This window comes from uncultured Thiothrix sp., assembly GCF_937876535.1.
GTDB lineage: Bacteria > Pseudomonadota > Gammaproteobacteria > Thiotrichales > Thiotrichaceae > Thiolinea.
Genome location: NZ_CALFHZ010000009.1, coordinates 163,117 through 174,708 on the forward strand (window position 1 = coordinate 163,117; position 11,592 = coordinate 174,708).

The 11,592-nt window shown below is 44.8% G+C and carries 14 protein-coding genes and 2 tRNA genes; 7 read left to right on the forward strand and 9 right to left on the reverse strand.

Features of this window, described 5'->3' with window-relative positions:
- Nucleotides 1–11: 11 nt before the first annotated feature.
- The 5 genes from secF to efp form a co-directional block, all read right to left on the reverse strand.
- Nucleotides 12–959, reverse strand: coding sequence for a protein translocase subunit SecF (secF, locus tag Q0230_RS06280; RefSeq protein WP_298608997.1), 948 nt, complete (start codon nt 957–959; stop codon nt 12–14).
- 10 nt (nt 960–969) lie between these two features.
- Nucleotides 970–2,835 carry a protein translocase subunit SecD gene (gene secD / locus Q0230_RS06285; protein ID WP_298608998.1) on the reverse strand — a complete coding sequence of 622 codons (1,866 nt, stop codon included), beginning with the start codon at nt 2,833–2,835 and terminating at the stop codon, nt 970–972.
- Between the two features lie 78 nt (nt 2,836–2,913).
- Nucleotides 2,914–3,249 (reverse strand): preprotein translocase subunit YajC, encoded by a 336-nt coding sequence (gene yajC / locus Q0230_RS06290; protein ID WP_298608999.1) that lies wholly within the window; start codon nt 3,247–3,249, stop codon nt 2,914–2,916.
- A gap of 56 nt (nt 3,250–3,305) precedes the next feature.
- Nucleotides 3,306–4,244 (reverse strand): EF-P lysine aminoacylase EpmA, encoded by a 939-nt coding sequence (gene epmA, locus Q0230_RS06295; protein WP_298609000.1) that lies wholly within the window; start codon nt 4,242–4,244, stop codon nt 3,306–3,308.
- Nucleotides 4,245–4,261: 17 nt separating this feature from the next.
- On the reverse strand, nt 4,262–4,831 hold the full coding sequence (gene efp / locus Q0230_RS06300; RefSeq protein ID WP_298609001.1) for an elongation factor P: 570 nt from the start codon (nt 4,829–4,831) through the stop codon (nt 4,262–4,264).
- A 45-nt stretch (nt 4,832–4,876) separates the two neighbouring features.
- On the opposite strand from efp, the gene epmB reads away from it, so the two are divergent.
- Nucleotides 4,877–5,908 (forward strand): EF-P beta-lysylation protein EpmB, encoded by a 1,032-nt coding sequence (gene epmB / locus Q0230_RS06305; protein ID WP_298609002.1) that lies wholly within the window; start codon nt 4,877–4,879, stop codon nt 5,906–5,908.
- 60 nt (nt 5,909–5,968) lie between these two features.
- The gene (locus tag Q0230_RS06310; protein WP_298609003.1) at nt 5,969–7,345 is read left to right on the forward strand and encodes an FAD-linked oxidase C-terminal domain-containing protein; all 1,377 of its coding nucleotides are present in this window, start codon (nt 5,969–5,971) and stop codon (nt 7,343–7,345) included.
- Here Q0230_RS06310 and Q0230_RS06315 read toward each other — a convergent pair.
- Nucleotides 7,338–7,922, reverse strand: a complete 585-nt coding sequence (locus Q0230_RS06315) for a phosphoribosyltransferase (RefSeq protein ID WP_298609004.1) — start codon at nt 7,920–7,922, stop codon at nt 7,338–7,340. The two genes, Q0230_RS06310 and Q0230_RS06315, sit on opposite strands and share 8 nt — an antisense overlap.
- A 103-nt stretch (nt 7,923–8,025) precedes the next feature.
- Between Q0230_RS06315 and Q0230_RS06320 the strand changes: the two genes are divergently transcribed.
- The 4 genes from Q0230_RS06320 (at nt 8,026) to Q0230_RS06335 (ending at nt 9,139) form a co-directional block, all read left to right on the forward strand.
- The gene (locus Q0230_RS06320; protein ID WP_298609005.1) at nt 8,026–8,238 is read left to right on the forward strand and encodes a hypothetical protein; all 213 of its coding nucleotides are present in this window, start codon (nt 8,026–8,028) and stop codon (nt 8,236–8,238) included.
- A gap of 18 nt (nt 8,239–8,256) precedes the next feature.
- Nucleotides 8,257–8,832, forward strand: coding sequence for a phosphoribosyltransferase (locus Q0230_RS06325; RefSeq protein WP_298609006.1), 576 nt, complete (start codon nt 8,257–8,259; stop codon nt 8,830–8,832).
- Between the two features lie 109 nt (nt 8,833–8,941).
- A tRNA-Gly gene (locus Q0230_RS06330) sits at nt 8,942–9,016 on the forward strand.
- A 52-nt stretch (nt 9,017–9,068) separates the two neighbouring features.
- Nucleotides 9,069–9,139 (forward strand) — tRNA-Cys (locus Q0230_RS06335).
- Nucleotides 9,140–9,565: 426 nt separating this feature from the next.
- Here the strand turns inward: Q0230_RS06335 and Q0230_RS06340 are convergent.
- The gene (locus Q0230_RS06340; RefSeq protein WP_298609007.1) at nt 9,566–9,802 is read right to left on the reverse strand and encodes a multidrug efflux SMR transporter; all 237 of its coding nucleotides are present in this window, start codon (nt 9,800–9,802) and stop codon (nt 9,566–9,568) included.
- 83 nt (nt 9,803–9,885) lie between these two features.
- Nucleotides 9,886–10,299, reverse strand: coding sequence for a hypothetical protein (locus tag Q0230_RS06345; RefSeq protein ID WP_298609008.1), 414 nt, complete (start codon nt 10,297–10,299; stop codon nt 9,886–9,888).
- Between the two features lie 201 nt (nt 10,300–10,500).
- Here Q0230_RS06345 and Q0230_RS06350 point away from each other — a divergent pair, with 201 nt between their 5' ends.
- The gene (locus Q0230_RS06350; RefSeq protein ID WP_298609010.1) at nt 10,501–11,001 is read left to right on the forward strand and encodes a hypothetical protein; all 501 of its coding nucleotides are present in this window, start codon (nt 10,501–10,503) and stop codon (nt 10,999–11,001) included.
- A gap of 97 nt (nt 11,002–11,098) precedes the next feature.
- Here the strand turns inward: Q0230_RS06350 and Q0230_RS06355 are convergent.
- Nucleotides 11,099–11,592: hypothetical protein (locus Q0230_RS06355; protein WP_298609011.1), on the reverse strand; the 494-nt coding region annotated here is incomplete at its 5' end.

The following is an 11,592-nucleotide window of genomic DNA, read 5'->3' on the forward strand; positions in this document are numbered from 1 at the left end:
CAGCTTAAGCTCTAAACCACAGAACCATCTGGATTAGCGCCTTCCACTACGGTCTCTTTCGGGATCAAATGTTCACGCTTCAAGCCAAAGAGTAGGACTAAAGGTGAAGCGACTAACACAGAAGAGTAGATACCGAACATAATCCCAATCGTTAGAGCTAATGCAAAATTATGTAAGGCTTCCCCACCGAAGAAGAACATCGCCAACACCATAATTTGGGTTGAAGTGTGGGTGATGATCGTGCGTGACATGGTGACCGTGATCGCATTGTCGATAATGTCAGGAATGCTGGTATCACGCATCTTGCGAATATTTTCCCGCACCCGATCAAAGACAACGACCGATTCGTTCACGGAGTAACCGAGAATAGCGAGTACCCCTGCCAAGACCGTTAGATCAAACTGCCATTGGAAGAAAGCAAACATCCCAAGAATAATCACCACGTCATGCATATTCGCAATGGTTGCAGCCACCGCAAAGCGCCATTCGAAGCGGAAGGAAAGATAGATAATAATTCCTGCTGCCACTAATAGCAGAGCTAAGCCACCATTTTCATATAATTCTTGACCGACTTGTGGGCCAACGAATTCTACGCGGCTGAGTTGTACATCGGGGCTTTCGGCTTTCAGGGTTTTCATCACCTGTTCGCTAACTTGAGCACCCGATTTGCCTTGCTCGACAGGTAAACGAATCAAGACATCTTGGGTTGAACCATAGTTTTGTACAAAGACTTCGGGAAAGCCTTGGCCTTTGAGGGTTTCGCGAATATGTTCAATCGGTGCGGCTTGTGAATAGCGCACCTCAATCATTGTTCCTCCAGTGAAATCAACACCTAAGTTCAGGCCGCGATACAACAGGAAAAACACTGCAAAGACGAAAGTACCTAAAGAAATAAGGGTCGTTAACTTCCCATATTTCATAAAGGGGATGTCTTTTTTGAAATGGAATAATTCAATCATGAGCCAGCCCCTAGATGGAAATATCAGTTAAACGTTTACGATAGCCATAGACCAAATTGGTCAAGGCGCGTGAAACGGTGACAGCACTGAACATCGAGGTCAAAATACCTAAACACAGTACCACCGCAAAGCCACGCACTGGGCCAGAACCGAGCATGAATAGGGCAATACCGGCAATTAAGTTTGTGAGGTTCGAGTCTAAGATGGTGCCCCAAGCGCGTTCATAACCCGCATTAATCGCTACTTGTGGTGAGGCACCATTGCGTAGCTCTTCACGAATCCGCTCATTAATCAAGACGTTTGCATCAATTGCCATACCTAAAGTTAGTGCAATCGCAGCCATACCGGGTAGGGTGAGGGTAGCTTGAATCATGGAAAGAATCGCAAACAATAAGAAGCCATTCACGCCTAGAGAAATACTCGAAATTAAACCGAACACGCGATAGTAAACAACCATAAAAAGAACAACTGCGACAAAGCCCCAAATATTGGAGTGGAAACCTTTCTCGATATTTTCTTTACCCATACTTGGGCCAATGGTGCGCTCTTCAACAATATATAAGGGCGCTGCTAAGGCACCAGCACGGAGTAATAAAGCGAGGTCACGTGCTTCTTTAGTGGAGTCCAAGCCAGTGATTTGGAAACGTTTACTCAACTGTTCTTGAATACGCGCTACATTGATGACTTCTTCAGTCTTAACCGGTTTACGAACCTTCTGGCCGTTGACTTCCACGTCTTGGAATTTGGTTTCAATATAAACCACTGCCATGAGTTTTTGGACATTCTCGCCAGTAGCTTTGCTGAATCGACTGGCACCATTACCATCCAGTGTAATATTCACTGAAGGCTGATTGTTTTGGTCAAAACCAGAGCTGGCATCGGTAATGTATTCACCCGTGAGCATGACTTTGCGTTTCAATAAAATCGGCGTGCCATCCCGCTCTTTATAGAGTTGCAAACCAATCGGCGCGCGTCCGGAGGCTTGCGCTTGTTGAGCATCATTGCCACCATCATCCACTAAGCGGAATTCCAATGTGGCAGTAGCACCTAAGATTTCCTTAGCCCGAACGGTGTCTTGCACCCCGGGTAATTGCACTACAATCCGGCCTTTGCCTTGCTGCTGAATCACTGGCTCAGCTACACCCAATTCATTGACCCGTTTACGTAAAGTGGTAATGTTTTGTTGGATGGCAAACTTTTCGATATTTAACAGGTTTTGCGGTGACATTGCTGCTGAGAGAATATAACTACCGTCCTGTTCTTTCTTATCCCAGATCAGCTCATTATTGACATAAGTTTTGCCTAACACGGGAGCTGCTGCGTCACGGTCTTGTTCCGTTTTGAACTTAGCAACTAACTGCTCGCCTTCACGAGCTATGCCTAAATAAGCGACTTTGGCTTCCCGCAAGGTATCGCGAAATTCGTCTTCATAACGCTCATAGGCCTTATCTTTAGCCGCATTCATATCCACTTCCATTAAGAAGTGTACGCCACCTCGTAAGTCCAAACCTAAATACATCGGATTGGCATGTAAGGCACGTAGGAAATGGGGAGTGGATTGGGCGAGATTTAAGGCGACGACATATTTATCACCGACCACCGTTTTTAAGGCTTCAGACGCTTTTAACTGCACATCAGTATCAGCAAAGCGAAATAAGACTTGCGAGCCATTATTCTCACTAGCACGGAAGCTTAAGCCCTTATCTTTTAAAGCTTGCTCAAAGCGCTGCATTTCAGCAGGCTCAATCGGCTGCTCAGTTTTAGTGCTGATTTGTACAGCAGGCTCAGAAGGGAAAAAGTTAGGAACAGAGTAGATAATGCCGATCAAAAGAATGATCGCAATCATTACATACTTCCAGACTGGATAGCGGTTCATTGTTATATTCCAAAACAAGCCCCTAGGCTGAAAGGTTCAACAGCACAGCCTAGGTGAGCGGGTCTAAAAGGAGAAAAATCAAGCGTTTTTCAAAGTCCCTTTGGGTAGTACAGAGGCAATAGCTTGCTTTTGTACTTTAATTTGCACATTGTCAGCAATTTCGAGTTGGATAAAATTGTCACCAATATTGGCCACTTTACCTAACATACCGCCACCGGTGACGATTTCATCGCCTTTGCTAAGCGCTTCTAACATTGTTTTATGATCTTTAGCGCGCTTTTGCTGGGGACGAATGATCATAAAGTACATAATGGCGAAAAATACCGCCATCATCAAGACCATTTCAATTAAACCACCACCAGCAGGGCCTGCCGGAGCTGTTTGCGCCATTGCATCAGAAATAAAAAAACTCATCTTGATTCTCCTTAAAATTCAAAACCGAAGCGCGAATTGTGCCGTCCCTTAAGCACTTACGCTATTTCCCACGCAAAACTCAACACACTAGGCAGCTGTTTCGTTTGCAGGCGACATAATAAAATCCGATCTAAACCCAGTGCGATGCCTGCTGAAAACGGCATACCCGCTTGTACCGACGCAATAAACCGCTGATCGACCGGAATATCTTGGGCTTGCTGCTTAGCATCCGCGACCAAGACACGCTCTAATTGCTCAGCATTCGTTTGCTCTTGATAGCCATTACCTAGTTCTAAAGAACCTAAATACACCTCAAAGCGCTCCGCAACCCATTGATTATCTTCTAAACGTACGCGTGCTAAAGCAGCTTGTGTGGCAGGGTAATGACAAATAAATGTCAAGCGATCTGGCGGGAAGCTGGCTTCAATACAATGTGTAAAAAGCAAATCTAGCCAAGCCTGTTGACTTAACTCGCCTTGAAAATCTATTTTCTGCTGCTGAGCACAAGCAACTAACTGTTCAATCCTAGCTTGATGGGGATCAAGACCTAAGATTTCAAGGAAAGCTTGGCGATAGGTCAAAATACGCGGCTCAACATTGAGATGGGGGATGGCTAGATGTAATAGCTCAGCGACTTCCTGCATGAGCTGCTGATAAGTGAAACCCACCCGATAATATTCCAGCATACTGAATTCGGGATTATGTTTACGCCCACTTTCATCTTGCCGCCAAACTTTGCAAATCTGATAAATATCCCCACTGCCTGCTGCTAATAAACGCTTCATGGGATATTCGGGGGAGGTGTGTAAATAGCGCAAACCTTGCGGTGTATTCACACTAAAACTACCAATATTCGGATCAGTATTGCCTGCTTGAGAAAGCGCTGGGGTTTCAACTTCCAACACGCCGTGCGCATGGAAAAAAGCGCGTAGCTGTTGATAAAGACAGGCACGCGCTTTTAGAGCTTGAATTGAGGCTGTTGGTTGCCAGTTCACCCCATTGATCCTTAAGCTTACTTGACGCGGGAGATATATTCACCAGTACGCGTATCGATGCGTAGGACTTCATCTTGATTCATATATAAAGGTACTTTTACTACAGCGCCGGTTTCTAGAATCGCAGGTTTAGTGCCACCACTAGCAGTATCACCTTTTAAACCGGGATCAGTTTCAACGATTTTCAATTCAACAAAATTCGGCGGAGTGACGGTTAAAGGCACTTCATTCCATAGGGTCACAACGCAGACTTCATTACCACGTAACCATTTTACGGCATCTTCCATTGAGCTTGCAGGGGCTGCAACTTGCTCGAAAGAACCATCAGTGGCCATGAAATAGTAGTCGTCACCTTCTTTATAGAGGTATTCCATTTCACGGTCGACGACATCAGCGGCTTCAACGCTATCACCAGACTTCCAAGTTTTTTCAACAGTACGACCGGTTTTTAAATTCTTCACACGAACGCGATTAAATGCTTGACCTTTACCCGGTTTTACAAATTCGTTCTCAACGATGGTATAAGGATCGCCATCAATCATTAGTTTGAGTCCAGAACGGAACTCGCTGGTGCTGTAGCTTGGCATAGCCTTGTTGCTCTCCAAAAATCACTCAATTTAAATAAGGTGCGTATGATAACCGGAATCGCTGCAAAAAATCAGACTAAAAATTCAAGTTCATTAACAAGTTCAGTTTGGCAACGTGCTTTAGCCTCTGCAGTCCGTGATCCTTTTGAGTTGATTCGTCTTTTAGAATTAGAGGGGCAGGGTGCAGAAGTCAGTCTGGACGCAGCGCGCCAATTTCGCTTATTAGCACCGCATAGTTATATAAGACGGATGAAAAAAGGTGATTGGAATGATCCTTTATTACGTCAAGTCCTACCTTTATCCGCAGAAATGCAGTTAACCCAAGGTTTTGTGAGTGATCCAGTCGGTGATCATGTGGCAATGGTCACGGATGGCGTTCTGCATAAATATCAAGGGCGGGTATTATTAGTGACGACGGGAGCCTGTGCAATTCATTGTCGTTATTGCTTCCGTCGGCATTTTCCGTATAGCGAAGCCAATCCGGCGCGTGATCAGTGGCAAGAAGCGCTGGATTATATTGCAGGCAATTCTGCAATTACCGAAGTCTTGTTAAGTGGCGGTGATCCTTTAACTTTATCCGATGAGCGCTTAAGCAGTTTATGCGAGCGTATTGCCGCGATTGAACATGTACAGCGTATTCGCTTGCATACACGTTTACCGCTTGTTTTGCCTGAGCGGATTGATGAGCGCTTATTAACTTGGCTAAGTCAGTTAAATAAACAAGTCATTATGGTGATTCATGCCAATCATGCAAATGAGTTTCAAGATGCTGAAGTGCAAGCTGGCTTAAAAGCTTTACGCGAAGTCGGGGTTTTATTATTGAATCAATCTGTGTTGTTGCGTGGGGTGAATGATAGTGTGCCTGCTTTGGCTGCTTTAAGTGAAGCTTTAGTCGCAGCCAAGGTCACTCCTTACTACTTGCATAGTTTGGATCGGGTGCAGGGGGCGGCACATTTTGAAGTTCCAGAGTCGGAGGCGAAACTTCTGATTGAGCAACTACGCTTAATAGTACCGGGTTATATGGTTCCACAGCTTGTGCGAGAAGTAGCCGGTGAGGGAGCAAAAACACCAGTCTGAGCTTTATAAAGCTTTCGATTAAACCTACACTAAATAGCATTCAGGAGCCGGAGAATAAGCATGTCGATGATTGAACATCCCGCAGCAGTCGCTGCTTTTCAAGCGCGCTTTGGCGAGTTATTCACGACTAATTCTACCTTGCGTTTTCAACATGCCAATACCCAAACTTGGTTACCGAATCAGCCTGCTGAGGGCGTACTCTTTGCGACTGATAAGCAAATGGTGATAGAGGCAGTTAAATTATGTCATGCGCATCGCTGCCCGATCATTCCATTTGGCACCGGAACTTCACTCGAAGGACAGGTGAATGCACCTCACGGCGGTATCTGTATTGATGTCTCGCGCATGGATAAAGTTTTGCATATTTATGCTGAAGACTTAACGGCTGTTGTGCAGCCAGGAGTAACGCGTGAATCTTTAAATCAAGCTTTACGCCATACTGGTTTATTCTTTCCGATTGATCCAGGTGCGAATGCAAGCTTAGGTGGGATGGCATCGACGCGCGCTTCCGGCACAAATGCAGTACGTTATGGCACGATGAAAGATGTGGTGCTGAGTTTAGAAGTGGTCACCGCTCAGGGCGAGTTGATTCGTACCGCGAGTCGTGCGAAGAAAAGCGCCGCAGGTTATGACCTAACCCGTTTATTTGTAGGTTCAGAAGGCACTTTAGGCATTATCACTGAGTTGAGCTTAAAAGTGTTTGGCCGCCCTGAAGTAGTGGCAGGCGGCGTATGTGCTTTCCCGACAGTGCTCGATGCTTGTAATGCCGTAATTATGACGATTCAAGCGGGTATTCCTGTATCAAGGATTGAGTTATTAGATGCGTTGCAAATGCAGGCTTGTAACCACTATTCAAAGTTAAATATGGCTGAGCAACCGACTTTATTTGTGGAGTTTCATGGTAGTGAAGCAGGGGTTAGGGAACAAGCAGACTTGTTTGCAAGTATTGCCGCTGAGTTTGGTGCGGATGAATTCAAATGGAGTAGCGACCAACAAGAGTTAGGTCAGCTTTGGAAGGCGCGGCATCATGCTTTCTTCGCCGCTCAAGCTTTGCGGCCGGGTGCTAAAGCTTATTCGAGTGATGCCTGCGTGCCGATTTCACGTTTAGCGGAATGTGTCGAGGCTACCCGTCAAGATTTAGAAGAATCGGGTATGGTCGCTACGATTCTGGGGCATGTTGGCGATGGCAACTTTCATATTATTTTATTAGTGGATTTAGACGACCCTGTTGAAGTGGAAAAGGCTGAAGGTATTGTTGCGCGGATTAGTCAGCGTGCAATTGCGCTGGAGGGGACTTGCACAGGCGAGCATGGGATTGGGCAAGGCAAACAGGCGTATTTGCTAGAGGAATTGGGAGGAGCAGTCTCAGTGATGCGCACCATTAAGCAAGCCCTAGATCCATTAAACTTGCTGAATCCTAGCAAAATTTTTAGCTAGGTAGTTTATCTTGGTCTAAGAGTGGTACTAGCCAGGGTTTATGCTCAGCGATTTCTGCTTGAGTCAGGCCACTGAGCTCATAGGGAAACACCAGCCAATCTTCGGTTTGGTGGAGTACAAAGTCGGGCTTTAAGCTAGTCGCATTAAAGGATGGACGTTGCCAAAGAGTAGCAATCTTTACTTGCTCAGGCATATTGCGCTTAAGATGAGTTTGTAAGCGTTTCAGTACCGCTTCTATCGAATGCCCTGAGCTAAATACATCATCAACAATCAATAGGCTATCTTCTCGATTTAAGTTTTCCAGTAAGTATTGTGTGCCGTGAACGCGAATACCTGCCCCTTGATCCGCGACCATTTGTTGATAATGTGGTTGCCCACGGTATGAAGTACGCAGAGCAATATGGTTAGCTTTAACGCCTAGGGTTTGTAGGCACTCCTGTACATAGATTCCAACGGTACTTCCTCCACGCCATAAACCCACGATAAAGCTGGGGTGAAAACCACTAGCGTAGACTTGTACGCCTAAGCGGAAAGAGTCGAGAATTAAAGTTTCTTCATCTAAGAAGTGTTTTTCCATCTGCCAATTGTACCTGTGAAATGATTAGCTGATAATCATTTAAGCTTGGCTTGGAAGCAAGCCCTAGCTAGTCAATCAGATAAATCAATAAGGAGTTATAGTCATGGCAGAGTGGCGCAAAGTTGCAAAAGGTTTTGCTCTAGGGGATGGGCATGTGAGCACTAAAGAAGTCGATCTACTGAGAGCACTAGTACTCAAAGACGGTGATGTAAGCAAAAGTGAGTTAGAGTTTTTGCAAGAGATCAAGGCTGAAGCTAAAACTGCAGTTAAAGCTCTCGATGAGTTGATTGCAGAATGCCAAGGCATGCTTAAGTAACGAGAGGATTAAGGCAGTATGAGTACGAAACGTTATCTGAGTGCACAGGGTTTATTAGAGGATTCGTTTCGTTTAGGGCAGCAAATTCTACAAAGTGGATTTGAACCTACTTTCATTATTGCCATCTGGCGCGGCGGTGTTCCAATTGGCATCGCTGTGCAAGAGTATTTAAGTTTTCACGGGATTCATGCGGATAATATTTCAATTCGTACCGCTTCTTACTCTGGGATTGACCAGCAAGCGCGCCAAGTACAAGTTTTTGGTTTGAATTATCTGGTCAAGAATTGCCAACACCATGATCGATTGTTGATTGTAGATGATGTGTTTGACACGGGTCGTTCGATTGAAGCGATTATCCATGAGCTACAACGTAAAGCCCGCCTAAATACCCCTGAAGATATTCGTGTTGCAGTGCCGTATTACAAACCTAAACGGCGGCAAATCGAACGTATTCCTGATTTCTATTTGTATGAAACAGAAGAGTGGCTGAAGTATCCGCATTCATTAGAAGGCTTGAGTGCTGCAGAAATTCAACAGCATCGTCCAGCGATTTATGAAATTTTGCGAGCTTACTTACCGCAAGTATCTGTTTAGCTATCGCCCGAATAAAGCAGGTTATCGGCTAATAAGCAAACAAGTTAATTTGTCGCTGCTTAAAGCTTGACAGTCTTTAGGGGCAAGCTTATTATTCGCAGCCTGTTCAGCGGGAATAGCTCAGTGGTAGAGCACAACCTTGCCAAGGTTGGGGTCGCGAGTTCGAGCCTCGTTTCCCGCTCCAATTACCTCGTAAGAGGTATTTTTTTTTGATGTTGTGGCAATGTAGGCCCCCTGGCTGGGTGGCAGAATGGTCATGCACCGGATTGCAAATCCGTGTACGTCGGTTCGATTCCGGCCTCAGCCTTCATATATTCATTCGCCTGGGTGGCGAAATTGGTAGACGCAAGGGACTTAAAATCCCTCGGTCGCAAGGCCATCCCAGTTCGATTCTGGGTGCGAGCAGTCTACATCCCTTCGGGATTACCCCTGCCAAGGCAGTCCACAAATTTAATAAATAGCAAACAACACACCCAGAATCGTCCGGCGTAGCCGTAAGGCGTAGACGGACACTATGCAAATCTCGGATTCACGAAAGTACGGCTAAAGCCTTTGTTGCAGAGAAGAAATAATTTTTCTATCGCGAATATAATTTAATGGCTATTGAAGAATAAAAACCTATGGATTTCTAAGTGGATGGTTATTTCCTTTATCGAGTGGATACAAACTTCAGTGCTATAATTGAAATAACTAGAAGAGCCAAAAAGAAAACTCTAGCGAAGTTTACTGGATCCTAGAAATAAATGATGCCAGTTATGGCTGTTCCAAATGCGCCAATTCCTGCCCAAACTCCGTAAGCAGTACCAAGGGGGATCGTATGCAAAGCTTTAGTCAGTAACCAAAAAGAAAGTGCAGAAAATGAAATGAAACCAATAGTAGGACCAGTCTTTGAAAAATTGTCAGATAATTTTAGAAAAGTTGAAAATCCAATTCCTGCAGCTCCCGCGGCAAGTAAATATAGCCATCCCATCTGTCCTCCAAAGCGTAAAAGTGCCAGTTCACTTTCGACACCTCTTCGCAGGTGTGAAAAGTGAACTGACTCCTTCTCTCTTTTTAGTAGCAGACAAACGGGATTTTTTTGCCGTTGCGAATGATTTCTCCGCTGAAGGTAAGTATGACTTCTACTCCATTGGTAACGTAGATTTCTTTTTGCAAAGATGATTTTCTAGTGAGTTGAGCGCTCACTCCGTTAGGACATTTAATAGAAATGAAGCTGTAATCTTCATTGGCATCAAAAGGAACGTCAATACAACCGGGAACAGCTTGGTAATTTACCATCGTGACATCGGGGTTCGAAGCTTCCTTCTTTTCAGCAAATTTTCTTTCGTGAACAGAAGCTTTTTTTCCCAAGGTAAACATGAATTGCGACCAAGGTTTTGCCGTTTCGTCCTTCATTTCACAGCTAATTCCCGCAAAGCTATTCAAACTAAAAACAAGAGCGGAAATAAAGATCAAAAATCGATTCATGGCACATCCTTCGTAAGTCTAATTCTAAAACCCGTAGCGTTTTGACTTTGGGGAGTCAACGACGGTCTGCTAAATACCGAAGTTCTCCTTAACATTTTTTCACATCTCGCGTCTTCGCTTCACTTCATCTCATATGGCTTCCGATTGACTATTACAAATCTTGCAATAACCTTTCTAAAAATTCTTGCGATGGGGGAGAGCATGAAAACAGTTCTGGGTATAATTTTGCTGTTGATGGGTACGGGTAGTTATTCTTTTGCTTCGAGTGTCGTCGAAGATTTCGCTGGCACTTACGAGGTTGTAAAAGCAAAGTGTAAAAAGTCGACCCAGCCCCATTGTACTTCTGTCGTTTTTTTGACGATTTTAGATGAACCCAATGTGACAAAATCTCTTCACGGTAAAATTGTCTATCATCTGAATAATGGAACAGACGAAGTATTGGATCTGAAAATGGGAAACAGCCCCAACGGCTCTGACCCCTATCATTACAATATCGGACGTTTTTTTCCGACTCACGGTGTGGGGTTCTGGTGGCACGGTGAATTTACCCCTCAGAATGGGAATGGCCATCGAACCGAGGCGAGTTTGTTTGACCTGAAATACCGCTATACAAGTGGCTGGACCAAAAACTGGGCGACATATCACAGCACTTGGATAGAAAACACAGTCGAATCTTTTGTGTTGGATCTCAAGAAAAAGTAAGCGCTCTAAAGGATTCGTAGGGAGCGCAAAGGTGTGAAAAGTGAACTGACACCTTCTCTCTCTCTCTATGCAAATCTCGGATTCACTCTCTTCATTCTCAAAAATGAAGAGTCATTCTTCCTCCCACGTTCGCAGTAGTGAACATTCCGGTACCTTCTTGAAAGTGGTTCGTCACTCTCAGGTAAGGTCCTACGCTAAGAACTTTCGAAAGAGAATAATCCATTCCGACTTCAGTTCTCACCATGTTATTTTTCAGTGGCTGGCCCATATCTGCCAATAAACTCAATTTTGTGTAAAAACTGACGCGTTCTCCATTCCAAAAATGATACAGAAGCGACGGCCCCGCCAGACCATAAAAGCGATCCCCGCCGGTCGTATAGGCAAGCGAAAGATCAACTCCCAGGGCGAATTTGTTTAGCAGGTAATACTGGCCTCCCAGTTCTGAAGAGCTAAAAAAACCAATTCCTTGAGTGGCATACCCTCCACCAGCAGAGCCGGAAATGCTCATTTTACCTCTTAGAATTTTCACGAACGAAAGTGAACTTTCTCCTTCTGACGCAAATACAACAATAGAGATCGGAAGAGCGTCGT